Raw genomic sequence first — 24,600 nt, forward strand, 5'->3', positions numbered from 1 at the left:
ACTATGAAATTACCGTTTATGTCGAGCGTGCGCAGTGCCGCACAAAAGCTCATTAACAAGGGCGCCACGGCCGCCGTGCAAAAAGCCATGGAAAGCATGATCGAACTGCAGCAAAAGCAGCAGCAGCAACGCGCCGCCGGGCCGCAACCGGCATCGCCGTCGGCGCCCCAGCCGTCGTCGCAACCGCATATGCGTGACATTAATCCGCCGCCGGAATACGTGGCGCCGCGTTCGGCGCCGCAACCGGCCGCCGACAGCGCCCGCGTTCACGCCGAATCGGCGGCGAAACCGGCCGCCCAAGCTGCGACTGAACCGCCGCAGCAGGCCACGCCGGCCAGCATGCCCAATCCCGCCACCAATCCAACAGAGTACGCGCAGGACATGTTGAACCGGATGGGCATCAAGATCGATTTGCAGTCCATGGATCTGCAGTCCAACTTCGGCATGGACATGGGTTCGTTCATGAATCCCACCCAGGCCGCGCCGCTGCCGGAAGGCGCGAAGTTCATCAGCGGCAGCTACGCCAACCACGCCGGCAGCCGCAATTACAAGTTGTATGTGCCGTCGACCTACACCGGCCAGGCCATGCCGCTGCTGGTCATGCTGCACGGCTGCACGCAGAACCCCGACGATTTCGCCGCCGGCACGCAAATGAACCAGGTGGCCGAGGAAATGGGCTGCTTCGTCGCCTATCCGGAGCAAACGTCCGGCGCCAACCACTCGAAGTGCTGGAACTGGTTCAACGCCATCGACCAGCAGCATGGCCAGGGCGAGCCGTCCATCATCGCCGGCATCGCGCAGCAGATCATCGACGAATATCCGGTCAACGAGCGCCAGGTGTATGTGGCCGGACTGTCGGCCGGCGGCGCGATGGCCGTCATCGTCGGCACCCTGTACCCCGAGCTGTTCGCGGCGGTGGGCGTGCATTCGGGCCTGCCGTTCGCCTCGGCGCAGGATTTGCCGTCGGCGCTGAGCGCCATGAAGCGCGGCGCCAGCAGCTCGCGCAAGGCCGGCAATGGCTCGCAGCCGATCATCGTGTTCCACGGCGATAGCGACACCACCGTCAACCCGCGCAACGGCGAGCAGGTGATCGAGCAGAGCCTGCACAGCCACAAGGGCGCGCCGTCGATCCAGTCGGGCAGCGTGCCGAATGGCTATCGCTACACGCAGACGACGCACACCAAGGCCGACGGCTCGCCGCTGGGCGAACATTGGGTGGTGCATGGCGCCGGCCACGCATGGTCGGGCGGCAGCTCCCACGGCACCTACACCGACGCCAAGGGGCCGGACGCCAGCCGTGAGATGGTGCGTTTTTTCCGCACGGTGAGCTAGGCCTCGTCCGGGATGAGGTCTGGAGAGACGTAGGGCGGATTAGCGCAGCGTAATCCGCCATCGAGCCGTCGGCGACGCATGCATGGCGGATTACGGCTTCGCCTAATCCTCCCTACGTGCCTCCGGGGTCTGGTTCGGTTCCGTGTCGGCGATATGCTGTTTCAGGCAATCCGGGCACCAGCAACTGGCGCCCGGCGCCGACGGCACCGGCAACGCCGCCGGCAGATAGGTGCACCAGCAGGGCTGCGCCGCCGTGGCGGGATCGGCGTCCACCATGGCGCACGAGAAGTCGGCGCCGCAACGCGAGCAGGTACTCATATGGCGGCAAGTTGGCTGGTCATGCGGTCCAGCGTATCGGATGATCTCGGAAAATACAACCGGATAGCCCTATAATGCGTAACTGATCGCAGCGATCGCAGCCACAGGCTGTAAAATTGCACAAAATTTTTAACCGGACTCGCCATGACCCAACTGACTAACCTTAACTTAGGCATGAATGACGACTTGACCGCGGTGTCGCCGCAGATCAAGGCACAGATTCTGGCCGAGGCCCTGCCCTACATCCGCAATTTCCATGGCAAGACCATTGTCATCAAATACGGCGGCAATGCGATGACCGACGAGCGCCTGAAGCACGGCTTCGCCCGTGATGTCATTTTGCTCAAACTGGTGGGCATGAATCCGGTCGTGGTGCACGGCGGCGGTCCGCAAATCGACAACGCGTTGAAAAAAATCGGCAAGCAGGGCACCTTCGTGCAGGGCATGCGCATCACCGACGAAGAAACCATGGAAGTGGTGGAGTGGGTGCTCGGCGGCGAAGTCCAGCAGGACATCGTGATGTTGATTAATCACTACGGCGGCCAGGCCGTGGGCCTGACCGGCAAGGACGGTGGCCTGATCCGCGCCAAGAAGATGGCGATGCCGGACAAGGAAAATCCAGGCCAATTCCTCGACATCGGCTTCGTCGGCGAGATCGACGCGATCAACCCGGCCGTCGTCAAGGCGCTGCAGGACGACGCCTTCATCCCGATCATTTCGCCGATCGGCTTCGGCCAGGATGGCCAGGCGTACAACATCAACGCCGACGTCGTCGCCGGCAAAATCGCCGAAATCCTGAAGGCCGAAAAGCTGATCATGATGACCAACATCGCCGGCGTTCAGGACAAACAGGGCAACCTGGTGACCGACCTGTCGGCGCGCGAGATCGACGAGATGTTCGCCGACGGGACGATTTCGGGCGGCATGCTGCCTAAAATTTCATCAGCGCTGGACGCTGCGAAGTCCGGCGTCAATACGGTTCACATCATCGATGGGCGAATTGAACACTCTTTATTGCTCGAGGTGTTGACCGAACAGGCATTTGGAACTATGATCCGGTCTCACTGAAAAAACGGCGATGCACTTTTAGCCGCGTTTTTGAGTGCATCGTCATACCAGTACGCCCTTTTAGCTCAGTGGTAGAGCACTCCCTTGGTAAGGGAGAGGCCACGTGTTCAATCCACGTAAAGGGCACCATCTCCCGCAGCACCCTCCCCCGCTTGTCCTTAACTCTTCAATAAATCCGCTCCACCGTCATGCCGCGTTGGCGCAGCAGTTCCGGCACGCTTCCCTTGCCGATCAAATGCAGCACGCCGATCGCCGCAACGCTGTTGTTTTCACGCGCCATCAGCTTGACCATGCTGTCGGCCAGCGCCGGATTGCGTCCGTCCAGCAGCACCTTCTGCACGAAGCGGCCGGAGAAGGTGTCGTCGCGCTCCGCCTGGGCCGCCAGCGCGTCCAGCGCCTTGATGTCGGCGTTGCGCCAGGCCTCGGCGATCTCGCGCGCCTGCCTGGCCTGTTCCTTGTCCTCGATGCCGGCGATGGTCTCCTGCAGGAACAGCAACTGCTCGGCCGGCGAAAGATTGCCGAACAAGCCCATTTGGCCCTCGGGCGATTCCAGCTCGATGACTTTCTGGCCACGGTCGTGCGCCTGTCTGGCCAAGTGCGCGTCGACCGCCTGCGCGGCGTCGTAACCCTGGCTGGCGAATTCGCTCACCGTCAGCAGGCTGGCGAGCAGCCATGGCTTCATCGCCGCCACGGTCTCCGGCTCGATCTTGTACTGCTTGAGCAGCGCGTCGAGCCGGCGCCGCCATTCCGGCAACAACGACGGCGCCGCCGCGCCGGGGCCGACCAGGCCATACTTCTGCACCGCCCGCGCCAGTTTTTGCGGATCGCCCAGCGGATCGATTTCCAGCGCCAGCACGGGCGCCTGCTTCAACGCGCCGGCCACGCGCGGCTCGAGCGGATAGAAGTCCCTGGAGCCGACGTGGATGGTGCCGAACAGGTATAGCGCATGTTCGCCGCTGCGCACCTTGAACAGCGCGCCGCGGTTGGGCGCCTGTCCAGGGTCCGCTGCCCAAGTGGGACCGAGGGCAAAGCAGAACAAACTGCAGAACATCACTATAATCTGGCGTCGCATGGCTTCCTTTGTTGATTGGTCTCCCGTGAATATTACTCGTAACCCGCCCGTGTGGTTGTTCGATCTCGATAACACGCTACACAACGCCTCCCACGCCATCTTCCCCGCGATCATGGCGAACATGAACGTCTATATCGCCCGCGTGCTGGGAGACGGCGTCACGCCGGCCAGCGAGGATATCGTCAACGCCGCGCGCACCAGCTACTGGCGCAGGTACGGCGCAACGATACTGGGACTGGTCAAGCATCACGGCGTCATTCCGGCCCATTTCCTGCACGAGACCCACACGATCGCCGAGATGACGGAGATGATCCGCGCCGAGCGCGGACTGCGCCAGCTGATGCGCCGCCTGCCCGGGCGCAAAATCCTGCTGACCAACGCGCCGCACCGCTATTCGACGCAGGTGCTGCGCCATCTGGGCCTGCACCGCGAATTCGGCCATCACGTCTCGGTCGAATCGATGACGGTGCACCGGCAGATGCGCCCCAAGCCGTCCAAGCTGATGCTGCGTAACCTGATGCGCCGCCACCGCCTCACGCCCGAGCGCTGCATCCTGGTCGAGGACACCTTGGCCAATCTGCGCAGCGCCCACGCGCTCGGCATGCGCACCGCGTGGATCACCCAGTACCTGACCATTGGCGACACCGCCGGCCTGGCGCATCCCCAAAAAAGGTTAATTCGCCCCGCTTATGTCGATGTCAAAGTAAAATCTGTCAGGAATCTGCCGGCACGCCTGCATCATCTGCGCTGATTCCCCTCTTTTTCGACACCTATCCGCGAGATCACATGGCAAGCACACCGCCGGGCCAGCGCCGCCTTGAAATCCTCCGAGCGCTGGCGGAGATGCTGGAACAGCCCAAGGGCGACAAGATCACCACGGCCGCGCTGGCGCGCAAGCTCGCGTTTTCCGAGGCCGCGCTGTACCGGCACTTCGCCAGCAAGGCGCAGATGTTCGAGGGGCTGATCGAATTCATCGAGTCCACCGTTTTCGGCCTGATCAACCAGATCGCCGAACGCCAGGCCGACGGCCTGACGCAGGCGCGCGACATCGTCGGCATGCTGCTGCAATTCGCCAGCCAGAATCCGGGCATGACGCGGGTGCTGATCGGCGAGGCGCTGGTCAACGAGGACGAACGCCTGCAGCTGCGCATGAACCAGTTCTACGACCGCGTCGACCTGGCGCTCAAACAGGCGTTGCGGCAGTCGGTGGCGGAGGGGCAGGCGCACGAGAGCGAAGTGCAGGCCCGCGCCGGCATGCTGACCAGTTTTGTCATCGGCCGCTGGCACCGTTATGCCAAGAGTGGATTCAAGAACAACCCGTCGCAGGACGCCCCGCTGCAAATCGCGCTGCTGTTATCGTAGATGGAAATGAACGCTGAATGTTTCGCACTGCTGGACGACGCCAGTCCGAGTAGCGGATTTGAAACCCGCACCGCCGAGCAGGGTCGTACCCCGCATGGGGTACGACCCTTAAGTGGTGACTCGGGCGCATCGCTAAACGCAGGGGGCGCGCACGGCGATGGTCCGCGTTCGCGCCTGTACACCGGCCATCTGGGCACGCTGCGCTGCGACGACATCGGCCAATGGCCGCAAGTGCTCGAGCAGATGCGCGCGGCGCTGAAGCGCAGCGAGTACGCGGTTGCGCTGTGCGCCTATGAGCTGGGCGCGGCGCTGCTCGATATCGGCACCACCCCGCCCGCCGGCGCGCCGCTGGCGCAAATCCTGTTGTTCAAGGATTGCGCGTCGCTGACCAGCGCCGAAGTGGGCGACTGGCTGGCCGCGCGCTCGTTCCCGATCGACCGGCCGGCCGGCATCGCCAACATCCGCCCCAACATCGACCGCCAAGCCTTCGACGCCGCGCTGGCGCGCATCCACGACTACATTGAGGCCGGCGACACCTACCAGGTCAACTACACCTACCGCTTGCGCTTCGACGCCTTCGGCGGCATCCACGCGCTGTACGCGCGCCTGCGCGGGCGCCAGCCGGTGCCCTACGGCGCGCTGGTCGGGCTGGAGGACGGCTCGGCCATCCTGTCGCTGTCGCCGGAACTGTTCGTGCGCCACCAGGACGGCGTGCTGACGGCGCGGCCGATGAAGGGCACCGCGCCGGCCGCGCCGCCGGCCCAGGCGGCCGAGAACATCCTGCGCGCCACCGTGCTGGCGGCCGATCCGAAGAACCGCGCCGAGAACCTGATGATCGTCGACCTGCTGCGCAACGACATCGGCCGCATCGCCCGCACCGGCAGCGTGAAGGTACCGGCGTTGTTCGAGGTGCACCGCTACAGCAGCGTGCTGCAAATGACGTCGACCGTCACCGCCGAACTGCGCGACGATGCCACCTTGGCCGACATCTTCGACGCGCTCTATCCATGCGGCTCGATCACTGGCGCGCCCAAGCGCCGCACGATGGAAATCATCGGCGAGCTGGAACCGGACCCGCGCGGCATCTACACGGGCGCCATCGGCTGGTTCGATCCAGACAAGGAAGGCAAGGTCGGCGACTTCTGCATGTCGGTGCCGATCCGCACCCTGGCGCTGGGCGCGCCGGACGGCATCGACGGCGTGCGCCGGGGCGAAATGGGCGTCGGCGCCGGCATCGTCTTCGACAGCGACGCCGCCGGGGAGTACGCCGAGTGCCAGTTGAAGGCGCGCTTCCTCACCGGCCTGAAAAACGACTTCGAAATCTTCGAGACGATGTATGCGACGCCACAGGGCGGCGTGCGCCATCGTGCGCGTCACCTCAAGCGCCTGGCCGCGTCGGCCGCCTACTTCGGCTATGCGTGGGACGAGGCGGCGGCCAACGCCTACCTGGACACCGCCTGCCACATGCTGGCGGACGACGTGCTTCAGCCGCCGGCGGCCGGCGCGGCATACCGCCTGCGATTGGCGCTGGGTTCATCGGGTGCGTTCTCGGTGCAGCACGCACCGCTGGCGCCATTGACGCAACCGGTGCGCGTGCTGCTGGCCGACGACGCCACCGCCTCCGGCGACGTATTCCTGCGCCATAAAACCAGCATCCGCACCCGCTACGACGACGCCTGGCGCGACGCCGAGACGCGAGGCGCGTTCGACACGCTGTTTTTCAACGAGCGCGGCGAGCTGACCGAGGGTGGACGCAGCAGCGTCTTCGTGCGCGTCGACGGCCGCTGGCTGACGCCTGCGCTGCCCTGCGGCGTGCTGCCCGGCGTGATGCGCGGCGTGCTGCTCGACGATCCGGAATGGAATGCCAGCGAGGCGGTCGTCACTCGAGAAATGCTGGAGCGCGCGCAGGACATCGTCGTCTGCAATGCCCTGCGCGGCGCGGTGAAGGCGACACTTTAAAGGTCGACGATCATCTCGAAGCCGCCGTAGATCATGCGCTTGCCGTCGAAGGGCATGCTCTTGGGGTCCATGAACTCGGCCAGGCGCGGGTCTTTCATGACTTTTTCGTTGATTTCGTCGCGCTTGGCACGCGATTCGTAGACGATCCAGGAAAACGCCACCACTTCGTTTTCCTTCAGGTCCACACTCATCGGAAACGAGGTGACCTTGCCGGGCGGGACATCGTCTCCGATGGTTTCACGGAACTCCAGCGCGCCGTATTCCTTCCAGACCGCGCCGCAGGCCAACGACATTTTTTTGTACGCTTCGATGTTCTCTTTCGGTACCGGAATCACAAATCCATCGACATATGCCATGACTGTCTCCTGGTTATCGGGTGAACAACCAGATTAGTCAACTAAGCGGCGGATGACAAGCGACATAGCTAATGAACATCAACCCGATTCCTGATTTCAGCGGGCGTCAACGAAACGTTTCCGGTAGGCGCCAGGCGTGGTCGCGGCCAGCCGGCGAAAATGATGCCGCAGGGACTCTTCGGAACCGAAGCCGGCCCGCTCGGCGATGTGCGCCAGCGGCACATCCGGCACTTCCAGCATCTCCTTGACGATCGCCACCCGCTCGCGGATCAGCCACTCGACCGCGCCCATTCCCGTTGCCTGCTGGAACTGCCGCTGCAAGGTGCGCGGACTCATCGCGGCGCGCTCGGCCATGCTGGCGACCGTGTGCGCCAGCTCGGGATGGCTGCGCAGCCAGTCCATCAGCTTCGACAGCCGGCCCTGCTCGCCCTGCGCCATCGGCCGCGGCAGGAACTGCGCCTGCCCGCCCTCCCGGTGCGGCGCCACAACCAGCCGCTGCGCCACGAGATTGCCGATGCGGACGCCATGGTCGCGCCGCACCACGTGCAGCAGCATGTCGAGCCCGGCGGCCGAGCCGGCGGCGGTGATGACCTGGCCGGTGTCCACGTACAGGTGGTCCGGCTGGACATCGATCTTCGGATAGCGCTTGGCCAGCTTGTCGGCGTAGCGCCAGTGGGTGGTGGCGCGCTGGCCGTCGAGCACGCCGGCGGCGGCCAGCACGAAGACGCCGGAACAGATCGAGCACAGGCGCGCGCCGCGCCGGTGCGCGGCGCGGATCAGCTCGAGCAGCGCCGGTGGAGGGGCTTCGTCGGCGTCGCGCCAGCCGGGGATGACGATGGTGTCGGCCAGCGCCAGCAACTCGGGCGCGTACGGCGCCTGCACGACGATGCCGCCGGCCGCGCGGATCGGCCCCGGCTCGACGGCGCAGACGGCGAAGTCGTACCAGTCGACGTCCAGCTCGGGACGTTCCAGGGCGAACAGTTCGACCGTGCAGCCGAACTCGAAGGTGCACAACCGGTCGTAGGCCAGCGCGACAACGAGATGTTTTTTCATGGCGCGATCTTAACGCAGAATGGCGGATGCGCCACTGATGGTATTGGCGAGGCGCGTGGACAATGGCGTTACTGTTCAAACACGTAGGGGGGATTAGGCGGCACGCCGTAATCCACCATGCACGAGCCGCCGACCGAGCTTGGCGGATTACGCTGCGCTAATCCGCCCTACGTGGATCCCAGGAACTCATCCACCAAGGAGATAACATGTCCGCAAAATCCCTCGTTACCGCCATCCCGGCCGCCCCCAGCGCCGCCGCCCTCGCCCACTTCGAAGCCAGCTTCAGCTACGAAACCGACTGCTGGGACGTGCACGACGCGCTCGCCGGCGGCAAGCAGGATTTCGTGTTGCTGGATGTGCGCGGCACGGAGAAGTACGCCGCCGGCCACGTGCCGGGCGCCTTGGATCTGGCGCATCGCAAGATCATCGGCTCGAAGATCGCCGAATTCCCGGACGATACGCTATTCGTGGTCTATTGCGCCGGCCCGCACTGCAATGGCGCGGCGCGCGCCGCCGTGCGGCTGGCGCAGCTGGGCCGGCCCGTCAAACTGATGCCAGGCGGCATCACGGGCTGGCTCGACGAAGGCTTCGCCCTCGCCACCGCGCCCGCCGGCGCGCCGCAGGAGGATTAATTACATCGCCAGCGCTTTTTCGACCGCGCCGACCAGTTGCTTGTCGTCCGGTTTGACTTTGCTGCCGAAGTTATCCACAACCTTGCCGTTGCGGTCGATCAGGTATTTGTGGAAGTTCCAGGCCGGCGCCTTGCCGGTCGCCTTGATCAGGTTGGCGAAGAGCGGATTCGGCTCCTTGCCCGACACCACCGATTTGGAAAACATCGGGAACTTCACGCCATAAGTGTTGTAGCAGAAATCGGCGATTTCCTTGCTGCTGCCGGGCTCCTGCTGGCCGAAGTCGTTGGACGGGAAGCCCAGCACCACCAACCCCTTGCTACCGTACTTGGCGTACATGGCCTCCAACCCCTCGTACTGGTTGGTGAAGCCGCAATACGACGCGGTATTGACCACCAGAATCACCTTGCCGGAGTACTGGCACAGGTCCTGCGGCGCCTCGTCCTGCAAACGCTTGAACGTTTGCTTGAGGATGGCAGGGCAATTGGCAGGCGCGGCCGTCGCCGCAGGGGCTGTCCCGGCCGCCACGGCGGGGGCTTGCGCGAACGCATGGGCGCCCGCCAAGAAGGTCAGCGAGGAAACTACGCACAACTGGGCAATTGTCTTGGACATGGTCGAGGTCGCTTAGAGTAAAAAAATCATTCTATGCCAATCCGCCGGAACTTGCCTGACGAGCATGCAAAATCGCAAGCGCCGTCAGGCGCTAAACGCCGCCCAGGCAAATGTACTTCACCACCAGATACTCGTCGATGCCGTGTTGCGAGCCCTCGCGACCCAGGCCCGACTGCTTGACGCCACCAAACGGCGCCACTTCGGTGGAGATCAGGCCCGTATTGACGCCGACGATGCCGCATTCGAGTCCCTCGGCCACGCGCCAGATCCGGCCGATATCGCGCGAGTAGAAATAGCTGGCCAAGCCGAACTCCGTATCGTTGGCCAGCGCGATGACTTCCTCGTCGGTCTTGAAGCGGAACAGCGGCGCCAGCGGGCCGAAGGTCTCCTCGCCGGCGACCAGCATGTCGTTGCCGACATCGGCGATGACGGTCGGCTGGAAGAAGCTGTGGCCCAGTGGGTGGCGCTTGCCGCCGGTGAGCAGGCGGCCGCCTTTGGACAGCGCGTCGGCAATGTGCTCCTCGACCTTCCGGACGGCCTTCTCGTCGATCAGCGGGCCTTGCGTCACGCCCTCCTCGACGCCGTTGCCGACCTTGAGTTTTTCGACGGCGGCCACCAGTTTTTCGGCGAATTGTTCGTACACCCCGTCCTGCACATACAGGCGGTTGGCGCACACGCAGGTCTGGCCGGCGTTGCGGTACTTGGAGGCGATCGCGCCTTCGACGGCGGCATCGAGGTCGGCGTCGTCGAACACGATGAACGGCGCGTTGCCGCCCAATTCCAGCGACAGCTTTTTAATCGTCGGCGCGCTTTGCTCCATCAGCAGCCGGCCGATGGCGGTGGAACCGGTAAAGGTCAGCTTGCGCACGATCGGGTTGGACGTCATTTCACCGCCGATATCCTTGGAAGCGCCGGTCAGCACGCTGAAAACGCCCGGCGGCACGCCAGCGCGTTCGGCCAGTTCGGCCAGCGCCAGCGCGCAATACGGCGTGGACTCGGCAGGTTTCAGCACCATCGGGCAGCCGGCCGCCAGCGCGGGGCCGGCCTTGCGGGTGATCATCGCGATCGGGAAGTTCCAGGGCGTGATCGCCGCGCACACGCCGATCGGCTCCTTGGTCACCAGCAGCCGGCGGTCCGGCCAGGGCGACGCCAGCGTCTCGCCGGCCACGCGCTTGGCTTCCTCGCCAAACCACTCGATGAACGAGGCGCCGTAGGCCACCTCGCCGCGCGACTCGGTCAGCGGCTTGCCCTGCTCGGCCGTCATCAGCAGCGCCAGGTCGTCGGTGTTCTCCAGGATCAGGTCATTCCACTTGCGCAGAATGGCGGCACGCTCCTTGGCGGTCTTTTTGCGCCAGGCCGGCCAGGCGGCGTTCGCGGCGTCGATGGCGCGCCGGGTTTCGGCAGCGCCCATGCGCGGCACGGTGCCGATTTGCTCGCCGGTGGCCGGATTGGTTACCGGATGGGTTTCGCCGTTGTCGGCGTCGGCCCAGACGCCGTTGATGTAGGCTTGCTGGCGCAGCAGTGTGGGGTCTTTCAGTTGCAGCATCGGTCAGTCCTCCTCATGCAAAGAATGACTATGCCACATCGTGCGCCAGCGTGATTTACACTACGGTGAACGAGGACAGGTCCGGATGCGGCGGCGGATAGCTCAGGTCCATGCCCTCCAGCGTCTCCAGCAGCAGGCTGGCGATCACCAGATTGCGGTGGGTCTTGGAATTGGCCGGCACGATGTACCACGGCGCGTGCGGTTCATCGGTCTCTCGGATGGCCTGCTCGTAGGCGCGCTGGTACTCGTTCCATTTCTTGCGCTGCTCGATATCGTTGGGATCGAACTTCCACTGCTTGTCCGGATCGTCGAGACGTTCCTGCAGGCGCTCGCGCTGCTCTTCCTTCGAAATATGCAGGAACACCTTGACGATCACGGTGCCCGTTTCAGCCAGCATGCGCTCGAAATCGCGGATCTGCGCGTAACGGCGCTTGCACTCGCCGCCGTCGATCATGCCCTGCACCTTGGTGATCAGCACATCCTCGTAATGACTGCGGTTGAAGATGGCGATCTTGCCCTTGGGCGGCACGTGCTGGTGCACGCGCCACAGATAGTCGTGGTCCAGTTCCTCGTCGGTCGGCCCCTTGAAGGCCACCGCGCTCACGCCCATCGGACTGACGCCGCTGAACATCGCCCGCACGGTGCCGTCCTTGCCGGAGGTGTCCATCCCCTGCAATACCAGCAGCACCTTCTGTTTGCGCTGCGCGTACAGCATGCTTTGCAAAGCGGCGATCCGTTTGATCAGCGCGTCGGTGCGCTTGATGTCGAGCGCTTTGCCCTTGGACTTGCTCAGCTCTGGATTGGCGGCGCGGCTGGAGAAGGCGCTGTCGTCGGCGTCCTCGTCGCGCAGCTTCTGTTTGTCGGCGGCGCGGAAGCGGTGGCGGGCGTTATGGGTCATGGCGGTCGATTCGATTTATATGGTTTAGCTAGAATATCATTTCGCCGCCAGTCCGGCTGCCCGGTAGCCCCACCAAGCCGCTTCCTCGAACACCGAGAAGCCCGACAGGTCGGCGTGCGCGAACAAAATCGGCCCGTCCACCTCGCGCAAGGCCTTCATGCCGGCGTTGGCGCGGAAGTTGGGCCATGGCGCGGCCATCGCGTGGCCGCGCAGGGTGATGTCGACCCGCTCGATGCAGGACGCGAACTGCGCGCCGTAAGCGGTTTTAAGGTCGGCGCTGGCCAGCGCCAGCAACTCCTCCGGCTTGGCGGCGGCCATCCAGTGCCGGGCGCTGCTCGGCTTGCGGTCCGACAGCGCGATATACGCGCTGAAAACGGTCTTTTCCGGCGGCCGCACGCGGATATCCTGGTGGGTGGAGACGACATAACCCAATCCCGGCTCGCTGTAGACGACGTTGTCCCACGACAGCGGCGGCGAATGCGCGCCCTCCTGCAACTCCTCCGGAAAACGCTTGAGCAGGAAATTGGCCACCATCCACGGCGCGTATTCCGGGATATGTTTGGCCGGATCGAAACCGTAGGCGGCGATGTTATCCACAACCCGCGCGGCCACATACACCGGCATCGCGCAGATGGCTTTGCGCGCGCGCACCAGATAAGTGGCCGGCTTGCCGTTTTCGAGCTTGAAGCACAATGCTTCGACGCCGTCCGCCGTTTTTTTCAGCGACACCACCGTGCCGGCCAAGCGCTTGATGCCCGAGGCGCGCTCCATGCCGGTGGCCAGCGGTTGCAGGCCGCCCGGCCACGTCAGCCAGGTGCCGTTGCCGGCGTTGGCGGCCTGTCCCCAGCGGCTGCAGTAGTAGTGCAGGCCGGCCCAGGCCGAAACCTTGTCGTAGCGGGTGCCGTAGTCGTCGCGGCAGCAGTAGTTCAGATACCAGTGCAAGGTCGGCGAGCGGTAGCCGCTTTGCTCCAGCCACTGCTTGAGGGTGATGCGGTCCAGCGCCTGCCACTGCGGGTCTTCCGACGACATCACGGTCGGGAACACGAACACGCGCCGGCCGTCCGCGCCGTGGGTTTGTCGCAGCCGCTCCACCTCGGCGAAAAAGCGCGTGTGCTCGTCGATCTCCCATTGCGGCACGCCCTCGGTCGGCATGAAACCTTCCTGCCACTGGCCGTTGTACAGCAGCCGCTCCTCCGGCGCATGCAGGATGAAGCGCTCGTCGTAGTAGGGCTTTTCGCCCATCGGGTCTTTCTGGATGATGCCCAGGTCGGCCAGGATCTCGCGCACGTGCACCGATTCCGGCGACGGCAGCGGCAGATAGTGGGCGCCGGTCGGATACTCGTACTCGCCGAAGGCGCCGCCGGCGGCGTTGCCGTGCGGTTGCGGGCCGTCCACCATCAGCATGTCGGTCTTGCCGAGCTTTTTGAGCTTCCACGCGGCGGTCAGGCCGGCGATGCCGGAACCGAGGATGGCGATATCGGTTTGCAGCACCTGCGACGGCGGCGGCAGCGGCTTGCCACGCAGGTCGCGCAGGAAGTGGCCCTCGTCGCGGCCAGGATAGTGCAGCGTGGGCGTGATCTCCTGCCAGCGCTGGAACGCCGCCACGGTACCCGCCGCCGCCAGGCCGGTGGCGCCGGCCCATACAAGGAAGGATCGGCGCAGCATCAGCGTATCACCCGCCGCCAGTCCTGCTCGAACTCGTGCACCAGCGATTGTGTATTGAGCCGGTTGGGCTCCATCGGCAGCCGCTTCATATCCGGCGGGAAGATGAACATCTCGCGCGTGGTGTCCGCGTTCAGGTAGCGCATCGGCAAACGGTATTCGGCGGGCGGCGTGTACTGGGCCTGGGGCGTGGCGAGTATGAAGCCCCATTCGCCGAACGACGGCACATAGGCATGATAAGGATAGGTCTTCATGCCGACTTCGCGCAAGGTGGCGTCGATGGTCCAGTAGGCGTGCGGGGCGAAGAACGGCGACGTCGATTGCACCGTCATCAAGCCGTTGGCGGCGAGGTGTTTGCGCACCATGCCGTAGAAGGGCACGGAGTACAGCTTGCCGAGCGCGAAACTGGACGGATCGGGGAAGTCGACGATGATGGCGTCGAACATGTCGTCGTTCTCGCGCAGCCAGAGGGCCGCGTCGGCGTTGATCACGCGTACGCGCTTGTCGCTGAACGAGCCGCCATTCAGCTTGACCAGCTCCGGACGGTTGGTGAAGGCCCCGGTCATGGCCGGATCCAGGTCGACCAGCGTGACATGCTCGATATTCTTGTAGCGCAGGATCTCGCGCAGCGCCAGACCGTCGCCGCCGCCCAGCACCAGCACCCGCTTCGCCCACGGCAAGGGCTGCAGCACCGGATGCACCAGCGCCTCGTGATAGCGGTACTCGTCGCGCGACGAGAACTGCAGGTTACCGTTGATGTACAGGCGCAGATCGTCCTTCCAGCGCGTGACGACCAGTCGCTGATAAGGCGTGGTGGTGGCGAAGACGATTTCGTCGCCGAACAGGCCATGCTCGCCCCAGTAAGTGAGCTTGTCGGCCGACGCGAAGCCGGCCACCAGCACGAACATCACCGCCGACGCGCGCAGCATGCGGCCGGTGACGTTTTTAAGCTCTGTGCGGAACACGCGAATTGTCCACAGGGCGACGCCGACGTTGAGCATCCCGAACAGGAAACCGGTGCGCACCAGGCCCAGGGTCGGCGCCAGCACCAGCGGGAACAGCAGCGACACCGCCAGCGCGCCCAGGTAATCGAAGGTCAGCACCTTGCTGACGATTTCACTGAAGCCGGTCTGGCGCGCGTTCAGCGCGCGCATCACCAGCGGCACCTCCATGCCGACGAAGGCGCCGATCAGGAACACCATCACGTACAGCATGGTGCGGAACGGCGCCGCCATCCACGAAAACGTCAGGAACAGGATCGCGGCCGACAGCCCGCCCACCAGGCCAACCGCCAGTTCGATATCGACAAAGCGCGCCAGCACATCTTCATCAAGCACATACTTGGAAAAGTGGGCGCCGACACCCATCGCGAACAGGTAGCAGCCGATCACGGTGGAGAACTGCAGGATGGAGTCGCCCAGCAGGTAGCTGGACAGCGCGCCAGCGATTAATTCGTACGCCAGGCCGCAGGAAGCGACCACAAACACCGACAATATAAGAATCTTTTTGTTCATTTGGCTCTTTTGCACTAATATGCTTCAGCGTTAGTAACTTAACCACAGGTTCAACACTTTACCCCACTGAGAGCGCGCCGTGCCCGCCATCCTAAACTATCTGATTCACCTTTTACTGGCCGCCGTGCTGCTGGCCGTCTTTTTCGTCGTCTACACGCGCACGACGCCGGCCAACGAGGTGCTGCTGATCCGCCAGGGCAACCAGGCGGCGGCGCTATCGCTGGGCGGCGCGTTGATCGGTTTTTCAATCACCGTCGGTTCGGCGCTGATGCATACTGCGAATTACCAGGAGTTCTTCGCCTGGGCCTTCGGCGCGATGCTGGTGCAGGTGCTGGCGTATGCGATCACGACGCGGGTGCTGAACATGTCGAAAGACCAGATCGAGGCGAACAACACCGCTTTCGGCGGCCTGCTGGGCGCGATCTCCATTTCCATCGGCGTCATCAACGGCGCCTGCATTTCCTAATTTAGCCAAACCAAAGCGAGGACCATCATGGGCATCGGCAGCTTTATCAAGAAGCAGTTTATCGACGTACTGCAGTGGAACGAGGAAGTCGACGGCGTACTGGCCTGGCGCTATCCGATGCAGGATTTCGAGATCCAGAACGGCGGCGTGCTGGTGGTGCGCGAGTCGCAGATGGCGGTGTTCGTCAACGAGGGCCAGGTCGCGGACGTCTTCGGCCCCGGAACCCACAAGCTGACCACGCAAACCCTGCCGATCCTGACCAACCTGAAAAACTGGGACAAGCTGTTCGACTCGCCGTTCAAGTCGGATGTCTATTTTTTCAGCACCCGCGTGCAGACCGGCCGTAAATGGGGCACGCCGCAGCCGATCACCATCCGCGACAAGGACTTCGACATGGTGCGCGTGCGCGCCTTCGGCATGTATTCGTACCGTGTGGCCGATCCGCGCCTGTTCTTCAAAGAGATCAGCGGCACGCGCGAGGTCTATACCCGCGACGAGGTGGAGGAGCAGCTGCGCGGCATCCTGATGGCGACCATGGCCAGCTCCCTGGGTAGCGCGCAGGTGCCGTTCCTCGACATGGCGGCCAACCAGGCGCTGATGGCGCAGCAGGTCAAGGGCGACCTGTCCACCGCGTTCGGCCGTTATGGCATCGGACTCGATGAATTCAACGTCGCCAGCGTCAGCCTGCCGGAGGAACTGCAGGCCGCGCTGGACGAGCGCATCTCCGCCGGCATGAAGGGCGGCATGAGCGCCGACAAAATGGCCGGCTTCACCCGCTACCAGGTGGCCAGCGCGATCCCGATGGCGGCGTCGAACGAAGGCGGCCTGGCGGGCATCGGCGCCGGCCTGGGCGCCGGCATGACGGTCGGCCAGATGATGGGGCAGGCCATGGCCGGCGCGGCGGCGCCTGCGGCCGCGCCACAAGCGGCACCTGCGGCTCCGGCCGCGCCGGCCGAGGACTCGATCGAAAACCGCCTGGAAAAGCTCAAGGGACTGCTCGACAAAGGCCTGATCTCGGCCGCCGACTACGACAGCACCAAGGCCGAACTGCTCAAAAAACTGATCGGCTGATAAGGACACATGCAAATCGTTTCCTGTCCCAGCTGCGGCGCGGAAGTCAAATTCCGCTCGCACGCCTCGGTCATGGCCGTCTGCGAATATTGCGGCACCAGCGTGCTCAAAGACGCCGACTCGGTCAAGGACCTGGGCAAGATGTCCTCCGTGCTGGAGGACTATTCGCCGATCCAGATCGGCGCCTCCGGCGTGCTCGGTAAGCGGCAATTCACGGTCGTCGGCCGCATCCAGTTGCGCTATTCGGCCGGCATGTGGAACGAATGGTATCTGCTGTTCGACGACGGCGCCACCTCGTGGCTGGGCGATTCGTCCGGCATGTACACCGTCACCGCAGAATACAAGGGCAACGGCATCACGCCGCACGAGATCAACGTGCCGGCGTTCGAACAGCTGCGCCCCGGCGCCAGCTATGGCATCAACGGCGCGCCGTATATCGCCGCCGAGATCCGCCTGGCCGATTGCATCGGCGGCCAGGGCGAGTTGCCGTTCAAGGTGGGCGAAGGCTATCAGAGCAAGGTCGCCGACTTCCGGCGCGGCACGGAGTTCATCACCCTCGATTACTCGGATTCGCCACGCCCGATCATCTACACCGGCATGGCGGTCACGCTCGACAGCCTGCGCATGCAGCTGCTGCGCGACGACGAGACCATCCACCGCTCGGCCGGCCGTTATCGCGGCAAGCTCGATGCGCTCGATTGCCCGTCCTGCGGCAGCGGCATCAAATATCTGCCTGGTGTGACGACGACGCTGGTGTGCCCGGCGTGCCAGACGCAAATCGACGCGGCGGGCACCGAGGCGACGGTGCTGGCTGCCGGCGAACGCGTGACCGCGGCGCGGCCGACGCTCGATCTGGGCGCCACGGCCAACATCAACAAACAGGATTTCACCATCATCGGCATGATGCGGCGCATGGACGACGAAGGCACCGAGTGGACCGAGTACCTGATGTACGGCGCGCGCGCCGGCTTCTCATGGCTGGTGGAGACGGACGAGGGATGGTCTGGCGCGACGGTGATGTCGGAGTGGCCGGTCGTCTACACGCCGGGACAGCAAAACGTGGTGGTGGAAAAAGCGCAGTACCAGCTGCTGTACGCCTACGGTTCGGAAGTCACCTTCGCCGCCGGCGCCTTCAACTGGCGCGTGGCCGTTGGCGACCATACGCAGGTCGAGGAATTCCAGGCCGGTCAAATCCGACTGGCCTGCGAGACCAGCGAACAGGAAATGACGTGGTCGCGCTCCGCGCCGGTCGCGGTCGACCAGCTGAAGGCCTGGTTCGGCGCCCAATTTCATGGGAGCGCGATGCCCGCGAAAGCAGCCGGCGGCACGCTAACGGTCAAAAACCGTTACCGCAACGCCGCCAAATACCTCATCGGATTCATGCTGGTAATCAATGCGATACCGCTGCTGACGAATTTTTCCGGCACCTGGTTCATGAGCGCGATCGGCGCCCTGGCGATTTATCTGCCGGCGACATTTTTAGATAGCAACGACAAATCATGACGAAATTTTTCATTTACGCGGTCGTTGTTACCGTCCTGACCTCCTGCAACAGCTGGGGGCGGCTCGTCGGCGGTGGCGGTGCGGCCTCTCGTGGCAGCACCTGGAGTTCGCACACGGGCGGCGGCGGCGGCAGTTTTGGCGGCGGCTCCGGCGGCGGAGGCCACAAGTGAAACGCGAAACGCTACCGGAGGCCGGCGTGGCTTCGCCGGCCGTTCACCAACCGGTCGGGATTCACGTGCTGGCCGATCTCAACGGAATCGATGCTGAAAAATTAAGCAACTGCGAGGCGCTGGAAAAGTTACTGCGGGCGGCGGCCGAGGCGGCGCACGCGCATGTCCTGCATAGCCATTTTCACGGATTTGGCGAAGGCCAGGGTGTAACCGGGGTGGTGTTGCTGGCCGAGTCGCATATCTCGATCCATACGTGGCCGGAGTGTGGCTTCGCGGCCGCCGACATCTTTATGTGCGGCAGCGCGCAGCCTGAGTCAGCGCTCACCATCATCGAACAGGCCTTGGCGCCTGCGTCCAGCCACATCAATACAGTGCGGCGAGCGCCGCCGGGCTTCGACTGATCAGTTCATCCTCGCCGCGCTTTGGCTGGCCGTCATCGGTTTGAGCGGAACTTCGCGAAAGATGGCGTCCGTGGGTATCACTGTCGCCGTCTTGTTACCTGCGACCGACTGCGCCGTCAGCGACTGGTGCTGAACATTCGACGCGCAGCCGGCGAGCGCCGCCACGCCAAGTAAAAAGAATGTCTTTTTCATATACTGTCCCCCGTTTTGCTATTTTGCCTACTCGCATAACTGAAGTAACAATACCTCAAAGCGCGTCGGGAACAGTTGAAAAACGGTTCAAATTGAAAAATAAATTGAAAATTAGCAACAGCATTGCTTTATTGTTAATCTCCAGTTTGTTGGGAGATTAAACCGCTTGCGCCGCGGCCATCTCGTCATCCCGACGCTGGACCCCGACGGCGGCCGGCCGGCCTTGCACGCGGGCGACGTAGTCGGTGATTTCCTGGCGCTTGGGCAGGAGATCGAAAGCGGTCATCCATCCCAGCGCCCCGCCCCAGAGCACATCGAGCGCGGTGAACTGCTCACCCAGCATATAAGGACCCTTTGACAACTGGCCCAACAGGGTAGTGAAAACGTCGTCGAAATTGCCGTAGCCGGTGGTCTTCTTGTCCTCGACTTCGCGCTGGAGCCAGCGATCGACCAGCGCCGGCTCGAAGCAGCTGCCGTAGAACGCCATCCAGCGCAGATACGGGCCGCGCTGTGGATCGCCGATCGGCGGCGCCAGTTTCGCCTCGGGGAACAGGTCCGCCAGATACGGGTAGATCGCCACCTGTTCAGTGACGATGGCGTCGCCGTGGCGGATGGCCGGCACCTTGCCCATCGGGTTGATCGAAAGATAGGCGGCCTCGCGGTTCTCGCCCTTCTTCATGTTCATGACATGTAATTGGTATGGCGCCTTGAGTTCCTCCAGCAATGTGATGACGCCGGTGGAGCGGGAATGCGGGCAGTGATATAAAGTGATTTGCGATGCCATGGACGTCTCCTGTCGGTGGTGAGGAAAATGCCACGATAGCCGCTGCTATCATGGCAGTCTTGTAAAAACGCGAACACGATGATGATCAACAAGCTGATGGCCGATGACCGCTACAAGGGTGTGGTGCATCCGGCGGCGGTGGGCAAGGTATTTCGGCTGGAGCGCTATCAGCCGGATCCGGACCTGGCGCCGTTTGTCGAGTACTTCTGGTTGGTAGCCTGGCAGTTGCCGCCAGGCGTGGTCCATGTGCAGCGCACCCTGCCCTCGCCGTGCATCCACGTGGTGTTTGACAGCGGCCGAAGCGGCGTGTTCGGCGTGATGACGGGCGCGTTCGAATACACGCTGCGCGACAGCGGCCGCGTGCTGGGCACACGGTTCCGGCCGGGGGCGTTTCGCGGTTTTCTTGGGCGGCCGGTGCAATCCATCACCGACCAGGAACTGCCGCTGTCGTCGCTGTTCCGCTGCGATGACGCCGAGGCAGAACGCAAAGTGCTCGACGCGCCCGACGATGCGGGCATGGTGGCCGCCGCCAGCGCCATCCTGCGCGGCGCCCTGCCGCCTCACGATCCGCAAATCGACCGCATCGGCGCGATATTGCAGACGATCAAAGATCATCCCGACATCACGCAGGTACAGCAACTTGCCGATCAGCTGGGAATCAGTGTGCGCCGGCTGCAACTGCTGTTCAAGGAATATGTCGGCGCCAGTCCGAAGTGGGTCATCCGCCGCAACCGCCTGCTCGACGCGGCCGACCAGTTGGCCAACGGCACGGACATCGACCTCGCCACCTTGGCGCAAGCGCTGGGCTACTACGACCAAGCCCACTTCACGACCGACTTTGAAAAGCTGGTGGGCAAACCGCCAGCCGACTACCGCCGCAGTTCCAAGGCACCAACGGCCTGAGAACGTTAAGTCCTCTAAATCACGTAGGGCGGATTAGCGAAGCGTAATCCGCCAAGCTCCGCCACAGACACTAGAGCTCGTGTAGAAATGGTGGACCCGACCCCGGAGTTATGAGAAAATTAATTCCCCTTTTCACCCACCGGAGACAATTCATGCGCACCTTTGATCTTGCCCTCCTGTCGGCTGCCTGATTCCCCGGACTTCCCTGTCATTGTGTTGATCCGCGCGGCAACGCGCAGCTGACTTCCCGTATCCGTTCCTGTCGCGCCCGCGCGCAGGATTCTGCTCGCTTACCGGAAAACAAACACCATGATAGAGATCGACTTCGCCTTACTGCGCCGCATCGGCTTGACGCAAACCATCGCGGCCCAACTTCACCAATATCCCGACGACACGCACCTTGCGCGTATCACCGAGATCCAGCGCGACCGGATCACCGTCCATGACGGACACGAGGAATTTCGCGTCCGCGCGCTGCCGGCGCTGCACGACGAATACCTGGCCGTCGGCGACTGGGTGCTCAGCATCACGCGCGACCATGACGAGCGCTGGCTGAGCGCGCTGGTGCCGCCCACCACCCACATCGGCCGGCGCGGCAACGATGGCCGCCATCATCGCCTGGTCAGCAACGTCGACACGGCGCTGCTGGTGATGGGACTCGACCACGACTTCAACCCGCGCCGGCTGGAACGCTACCTGGCGATCGTACAGACCGCCGGCGTGCAGCCGGTGGTGGTGCTAAGCAAGGCCGACATCGGCGACGACGTGGCGCAACGCGTGGAGCAATTGCGCCAGCGACTGCCGACAGGCATTCCGCTGCTGGCCATCGACGGCACCAGCGACGATGCCGCACGGCAGCTGGCACCGTGGCTGGGTGAGGGACAGACGCTGGTGATGCTGGGCACCTCCGGCGCCGGCAAATCCACGTTGACCAACACGCTCGCACAGGCCGGCCAATCGACCGGCGGCGTGCGCAAGGGCGACGGACGTGGCCGCCATACGACCACGTCGCGCTCGCTGCACCGGTGCGCCGGCGGCGCCTGCGTCATCGACACGCCCGGGCTGCGCAACTGGCAACCCGATACCGATGAAACCGGCCTGGCGGCGGCGTTCGAGGATATCGACGCTTTGGCGGCCCATTGCCAGTTCCGCGACTGCCGGCACAACGGAGAACCGTGCTGCGCCGTGCAGGGCGTGATCGACGCCGACCGGCTGCGCAACTATCACAAGCTGTTGCGCGAGGCGCGGCGCGGCCAGCAGACGCCGCTCGATCGCATCGCCGATGTCGCCAAGTGGAAAGTCATGCAACGCGCTGCCCAGGCCAGATCGAAAGCCCGGCGCGGTTGAGCACGCGGCGGTGCGCCTGCCCAGCGCGGCGCGCCGCCGATGCGAACAGACCGGGTGCCTGGATTCAGTTACACTGAAAGTTAATCACAGCCACGCGGCCATGCCGCGTCCAAATTTCGAGGCGCTGCATTGCACGACGCGCCTCGCGCCACCCTGGAAAGCAATCGTGATATGAGCATCTCCGCCTTTATACGCACCAACATGACGGAGATCCTCGCCGAATGGACCGCCTTCGCGGAGAAGACCGCGCCGCCCGAGGGCGAGATGACCAAGCTGGCGCTCACCGACCATGCCCAGCAGATCCTGACCGCAATCGCGCTCGATATCGACACGCATCAGAGCGATCAGCAGCAGTACGACAAATCCCAGGGCGAGGACATCGATCTGGGTCCCGAGGAAAGTGCCGCCGCCATCCACGGACGGCTGCGCCACGCCAGCAACTTCTCGCTGCTTCAGCTCAGTTCCGAATTCCGGGCGTTGCGGGCGACGGTCCTGCGGCTGTGGTTGCCGCGGGTGACGCAGATGTCGGACCAGACCATCAACGACATGGTGCGCTTCAGCGAGGCGATCGACCAGGCGCTGGCCGAATCCATCGTCACCTATTCGGAGCGGGCCGACCGCACGCGGGACTTGTTCCTGGCCGTGCTGGGCCACGACCTGCGGGCGCCGCTGGCCACCATTTCACTGGTGGGCGAGCTGCTCGCACGGCAGGACGCCTCGCCGGAACAAATCGCCACCTTGGCCGAGCGCACCAAGCGCAGCGCCATGTTGATGAGCGCGATGGTGAAGGACTTGCTGGGATTCGCCCGGCTGCAGATGGCCGCCGGCATGCCGACCACGCGCACGCCGCTGCAAACCGCCGAGGTCTGCAAGACGGCCGTGGCCGATGCGCAAGCCATGTTCCCGAACGCCGATATCGTCTTCCATGCGGACGGCGACCTGCAAGGCGAGTTCGACGATATTCGTCTGCTGCAGCTGGTCACCAACCTGTTGATCAACGCCGCGCAGCATAGCGACAAGGGCACGCCGGTGAGGTTGTCCGCGCACGGCGACGCCGACGCCATTACGTTGAAGGTGGCCAACATCGGACCGGTGATCCCGGCCGAGTCGCTGCAAACGATCTTCCAGCCGCTGGTGCAGCTCGAGCCGGCCGGCGGCCCCGATGCGCGTCCCAAGACCAGCCTCGGTCTGGGCTTGTTCATCGCGCAGGAAATCACCGCCGCGCACGGCGGCACGATCAGCGTGACGTCGAACGAGACCGACGGGACGGTGTTCACCGTGCGCTTTCCGCGCGATCGCTGATGCGCGACCAGAGTATGTTCTGCGGGAGTACCATAGGAACAATCAGGGCAAGTTCTTCTTGAGGAGGCCATATGGAACAGAAAGCGATACACAGGGACGCCGAGATCATGGGCGGCATACCGGTTTTTGTGGGTACCAGGGTGCCACTGTCCTTCATGTTTGACTATTTGCGAGCCGGGGAGTCGTTGGATACGTTCATTGAACATTTCCCTTCCGTTTCCAAAAGCGTTGCGATTTCAGCCTTGAAGGTAGCTGAGCAATTGGTCACCGAAGATGCGCATTTTGCTTGACGAGTCCATGCCAAATCCCATCAGGCCGATGTTGGCGGGGCATGTGGTTCAAACTGTTGTCGAGTGTGGCTGGGAAGGCATTAGTAATGGAAAGCTGCTGGCCTTAGCTGCCGCTAGTTTCGATGTCATGGTGACTGCTGACCGAAACATAAAATATCAGCAGAATTTAAAAAAGCTGCCAGTGGCCGTAGTGGTACTTATCACACCGGATGGTCTGCTTCCCTCCTTCCAACAGCTCGTACCCGAATTACTTGTAGCACTCAGTCAGCTAAAACCCCGCACTCTGATCGAACTTCAACTTTAGCCACGGCGACCGCAATGGCGTTGTGACAGCTCAAACGCCCGGCGAGTCGTCCCCGGACAATTTCGCGGCGTGATCCAGCCAGCGCGCGACGACGACCAATTCCTCCTGCGAGAATCCGCTCGTCAATTGACCGTTCAGGCCTTGTAAGACCATACTCGACTGCGTACTCGCGGCTTTTCCGGCAGAGGTCAAACGCAAACGTGTCAGCCGGCCGTCGGCGGCATCGGCGACGCGCTCGATCAAGCCGGCGCCCTGCATGCGCTTGGACAGGTTGGTGACCGCCGCCGGCGCCACCCGCAAGGCTTCGGCGATTTCGCCGACCGAGGCCTCATCCTTCGACGTCAACAGGAACAACAGCCCCACCTGCGCCGACGAAATGCCCTCCCATGAATCGGGGCTGCCTTCGATCCACTTCTGAATCGCCTGCACTCAGCACAAGTCGGGAGGCATGTTATGTGGTGCTACTTCGTTTGGGGATGTCATGTT

28 protein-coding genes and 1 tRNA gene are annotated in these 24,600 nt (G+C 63.6%); 17 read left to right on the forward strand and 12 right to left on the reverse strand.

Annotation, left to right across the window (positions count from 1 at the left end):
* The first annotated feature begins 3 nt into the window (after window positions 1–3).
* On the forward strand, window positions 4–1,332 hold the full coding sequence (locus tag AC0IYS_RS30650) for an extracellular catalytic domain type 1 short-chain-length polyhydroxyalkanoate depolymerase (RefSeq protein WP_471708736.1): 1,329 nt from the start codon (window positions 4–6) through the stop codon (window positions 1,330–1,332).
* 102 nt (window positions 1,333–1,434) lie between these two features.
* On the opposite strand, the gene AC0IYS_RS30655 is transcribed toward AC0IYS_RS30650, so the two are convergent.
* On the reverse strand, window positions 1,435–1,650 hold the full coding sequence (locus AC0IYS_RS30655) for a cysteine-rich CWC family protein (RefSeq protein WP_471708737.1): 216 nt from the start codon (window positions 1,648–1,650) through the stop codon (window positions 1,435–1,437).
* A gap of 174 nt (window positions 1,651–1,824) precedes the next feature.
* Between AC0IYS_RS30655 and argB the strand changes: the two genes are divergently transcribed.
* Both argB and AC0IYS_RS30665 read left to right on the forward strand, forming a co-directional pair.
* Window positions 1,825–2,718 carry an acetylglutamate kinase gene (argB, locus tag AC0IYS_RS30660; RefSeq protein ID WP_090324085.1) on the forward strand — a complete coding sequence of 298 codons (894 nt, stop codon included), beginning with the start codon at window positions 1,825–1,827 and terminating at the stop codon, window positions 2,716–2,718.
* 54 nt (window positions 2,719–2,772) lie between these two features.
* Window positions 2,773–2,847 (forward strand) — tRNA-Thr (locus AC0IYS_RS30665).
* 37 nt (window positions 2,848–2,884) lie between these two features.
* Here AC0IYS_RS30665 and AC0IYS_RS30670 read toward each other — a convergent pair.
* Window positions 2,885–3,790: a TraB/GumN family protein gene (locus tag AC0IYS_RS30670; protein ID WP_471708738.1), complete on the reverse strand. Its 906-nt coding sequence runs from the start codon at window positions 3,788–3,790 to the stop codon at window positions 2,885–2,887.
* Here AC0IYS_RS30670 and AC0IYS_RS30675 point away from each other — a divergent pair.
* Genes AC0IYS_RS30675 through AC0IYS_RS30685 form a run of 3 tightly spaced genes read left to right on the forward strand, consistent with a single transcriptional unit; the run spans window position 3,789 to window position 7,111 of the window.
* Window positions 3,789–4,541, forward strand: a complete 753-nt coding sequence (locus AC0IYS_RS30675) for an HAD-IA family hydrolase (RefSeq protein WP_471708739.1) — start codon at window positions 3,789–3,791, stop codon at window positions 4,539–4,541. The genes AC0IYS_RS30670 and AC0IYS_RS30675 overlap by 2 nt on opposite strands.
* 35 nt (window positions 4,542–4,576) lie before the next feature.
* Window positions 4,577–5,152, forward strand: a complete 576-nt coding sequence (gene slmA / locus AC0IYS_RS30680) for a nucleoid occlusion factor SlmA (protein ID WP_471708740.1) — start codon at window positions 4,577–4,579, stop codon at window positions 5,150–5,152.
* A 6-nt stretch (window positions 5,153–5,158) separates the two neighbouring features.
* Window positions 5,159–7,111 carry a chorismate-binding protein gene (locus AC0IYS_RS30685; RefSeq protein ID WP_471708741.1) on the forward strand — a complete coding sequence of 651 codons (1,953 nt, stop codon included), beginning with the start codon at window positions 5,159–5,161 and terminating at the stop codon, window positions 7,109–7,111.
* On the opposite strand, the gene AC0IYS_RS30690 is transcribed toward AC0IYS_RS30685, so the two are convergent.
* Both AC0IYS_RS30690 and ftrA read right to left on the reverse strand, forming a co-directional pair.
* Entirely contained in the window at window positions 7,108–7,467 is a 360-nt protein-coding gene (locus AC0IYS_RS30690; RefSeq protein ID WP_315221254.1) for a DUF1428 domain-containing protein, read from the reverse strand. The genes AC0IYS_RS30685 and AC0IYS_RS30690 overlap by 4 nt on opposite strands.
* Window positions 7,468–7,563: 96 nt before the next feature.
* Window positions 7,564–8,520, reverse strand: a complete 957-nt coding sequence (gene ftrA / locus AC0IYS_RS30695) for a transcriptional regulator FtrA (RefSeq protein WP_471708743.1) — start codon at window positions 8,518–8,520, stop codon at window positions 7,564–7,566.
* A gap of 206 nt (window positions 8,521–8,726) precedes the next feature.
* Between ftrA and AC0IYS_RS30700 the strand changes: the two genes are divergently transcribed.
* A complete protein-coding gene (locus tag AC0IYS_RS30700) occupies window positions 8,727–9,152 on the forward strand; it encodes a rhodanese-like domain-containing protein (protein WP_471708744.1) in 426 nt (141 codons plus the stop codon).
* Here the strand turns inward: AC0IYS_RS30700 and AC0IYS_RS30705 are convergent, their stop codons facing one another.
* The 5 genes from AC0IYS_RS30705 to AC0IYS_RS30725 all read right to left on the reverse strand — a co-directional run bounded on the left by AC0IYS_RS30705 (window position 9,153) and on the right by AC0IYS_RS30725 (window position 15,381).
* Window positions 9,153–9,761 carry a glutathione peroxidase gene (locus tag AC0IYS_RS30705; RefSeq protein WP_471708745.1) on the reverse strand — a complete coding sequence of 203 codons (609 nt, stop codon included), beginning with the start codon at window positions 9,759–9,761 and terminating at the stop codon, window positions 9,153–9,155. It abuts the gene before it with no gap.
* Between the two features lie 91 nt (window positions 9,762–9,852).
* Window positions 9,853–11,307 (reverse strand): NADP-dependent succinate-semialdehyde dehydrogenase, encoded by a 1,455-nt coding sequence (gabD, locus tag AC0IYS_RS30710; RefSeq protein ID WP_471708746.1) that lies wholly within the window; start codon window positions 11,305–11,307, stop codon window positions 9,853–9,855.
* A gap of 55 nt (window positions 11,308–11,362) precedes the next feature.
* On the reverse strand, window positions 11,363–12,205 hold the full coding sequence (locus AC0IYS_RS30715; RefSeq protein ID WP_471708747.1) for a PPK2 family polyphosphate kinase: 843 nt from the start codon (window positions 12,203–12,205) through the stop codon (window positions 11,363–11,365).
* A 36-nt stretch (window positions 12,206–12,241) separates the two neighbouring features.
* Window positions 12,242–13,870, reverse strand: coding sequence for an NAD(P)-binding protein (locus AC0IYS_RS30720; RefSeq protein ID WP_471708748.1), 1,629 nt, complete (start codon window positions 13,868–13,870; stop codon window positions 12,242–12,244).
* Window positions 13,870–15,381 carry a polyamine aminopropyltransferase gene (locus tag AC0IYS_RS30725; protein WP_471708749.1) on the reverse strand — a complete coding sequence of 504 codons (1,512 nt, stop codon included), beginning with the start codon at window positions 15,379–15,381 and terminating at the stop codon, window positions 13,870–13,872. The genes AC0IYS_RS30720 and AC0IYS_RS30725 overlap by 1 nt, the downstream gene beginning before the upstream one ends.
* A gap of 79 nt (window positions 15,382–15,460) precedes the next feature.
* Between AC0IYS_RS30725 and AC0IYS_RS30730 the strand changes: the two genes are divergently transcribed.
* Genes AC0IYS_RS30730 through speD form a run of 5 tightly spaced genes read left to right on the forward strand, consistent with a single transcriptional unit; the run spans window position 15,461 to window position 18,992 of the window.
* Window positions 15,461–15,847, forward strand: coding sequence for a DUF350 domain-containing protein (locus AC0IYS_RS30730; RefSeq protein ID WP_090324111.1), 387 nt, complete (start codon window positions 15,461–15,463; stop codon window positions 15,845–15,847).
* A 27-nt stretch (window positions 15,848–15,874) separates the two neighbouring features.
* On the forward strand, window positions 15,875–16,918 hold the full coding sequence (locus tag AC0IYS_RS30735; RefSeq protein WP_471708750.1) for an SPFH domain-containing protein: 1,044 nt from the start codon (window positions 15,875–15,877) through the stop codon (window positions 16,916–16,918).
* A gap of 9 nt (window positions 16,919–16,927) precedes the next feature.
* On the forward strand, window positions 16,928–18,421 hold the full coding sequence (locus tag AC0IYS_RS30740; RefSeq protein ID WP_471708751.1) for a DUF4178 domain-containing protein: 1,494 nt from the start codon (window positions 16,928–16,930) through the stop codon (window positions 18,419–18,421).
* Window positions 18,418–18,591, forward strand: a complete 174-nt coding sequence (locus AC0IYS_RS30745) for a hypothetical protein (protein WP_471708752.1) — start codon at window positions 18,418–18,420, stop codon at window positions 18,589–18,591. The genes AC0IYS_RS30740 and AC0IYS_RS30745 overlap by 4 nt, the downstream gene beginning before the upstream one ends.
* Entirely contained in the window at window positions 18,588–18,992 is a 405-nt protein-coding gene (gene speD / locus AC0IYS_RS30750; protein ID WP_471708753.1) for an adenosylmethionine decarboxylase, read from the forward strand. Before AC0IYS_RS30745 ends, speD begins: the two co-directional genes overlap by 4 nt.
* Here the strand turns inward: speD and AC0IYS_RS30755 are convergent, their stop codons facing one another.
* Window positions 18,993–19,184, reverse strand: coding sequence for a hypothetical protein (locus AC0IYS_RS30755; RefSeq protein WP_471708754.1), 192 nt, complete (start codon window positions 19,182–19,184; stop codon window positions 18,993–18,995).
* Between the two features lie 157 nt (window positions 19,185–19,341).
* Entirely contained in the window at window positions 19,342–19,968 is a 627-nt protein-coding gene (locus tag AC0IYS_RS30760; protein WP_471708755.1) for a glutathione S-transferase family protein, read from the reverse strand.
* Window positions 19,969–20,046: 78 nt separating this feature from the next.
* Here AC0IYS_RS30760 and AC0IYS_RS30765 point away from each other — a divergent pair, with 78 nt between their 5' ends.
* The 5 genes from AC0IYS_RS30765 to AC0IYS_RS30785 all read left to right on the forward strand — a co-directional run bounded on the left by AC0IYS_RS30765 (window position 20,047) and on the right by AC0IYS_RS30785 (window position 24,114).
* Window positions 20,047–20,871, forward strand: a complete 825-nt coding sequence (locus AC0IYS_RS30765) for a DUF6597 domain-containing transcriptional factor (protein WP_471708756.1) — start codon at window positions 20,047–20,049, stop codon at window positions 20,869–20,871.
* 309 nt (window positions 20,872–21,180) lie between these two features.
* Complete coding sequence (gene rsgA / locus AC0IYS_RS30770; RefSeq protein WP_471708757.1) at window positions 21,181–22,218, forward strand: ribosome small subunit-dependent GTPase A; 1,038 nt, start codon at window positions 21,181–21,183, stop codon at window positions 22,216–22,218.
* Window positions 22,219–22,389: 171 nt separating this feature from the next.
* A complete protein-coding gene (locus AC0IYS_RS30775) occupies window positions 22,390–23,520 on the forward strand; it encodes an ATP-binding protein (protein ID WP_471708758.1) in 1,131 nt (376 codons plus the stop codon).
* Window positions 23,521–23,591: 71 nt separating this feature from the next.
* Window positions 23,592–23,810, forward strand: a complete 219-nt coding sequence (locus tag AC0IYS_RS30780) for a DUF433 domain-containing protein (protein WP_471708759.1) — start codon at window positions 23,592–23,594, stop codon at window positions 23,808–23,810.
* Between the two features lie 7 nt (window positions 23,811–23,817).
* Window positions 23,818–24,114: a hypothetical protein gene (locus AC0IYS_RS30785; protein ID WP_471708760.1), complete on the forward strand. Its 297-nt coding sequence runs from the start codon at window positions 23,818–23,820 to the stop codon at window positions 24,112–24,114.
* Between the two features lie 30 nt (window positions 24,115–24,144).
* Here AC0IYS_RS30785 and AC0IYS_RS30790 read toward each other — a convergent pair whose 3' ends face one another.
* Window positions 24,145–24,543, reverse strand: a complete 399-nt coding sequence (locus AC0IYS_RS30790; protein WP_471708761.1) for a MarR family winged helix-turn-helix transcriptional regulator — start codon at window positions 24,541–24,543, stop codon at window positions 24,145–24,147.
* Window positions 24,544–24,600 lie beyond the last annotated feature (57 nt).

This window comes from Duganella sp. AC237 (assembly GCF_979254035.1).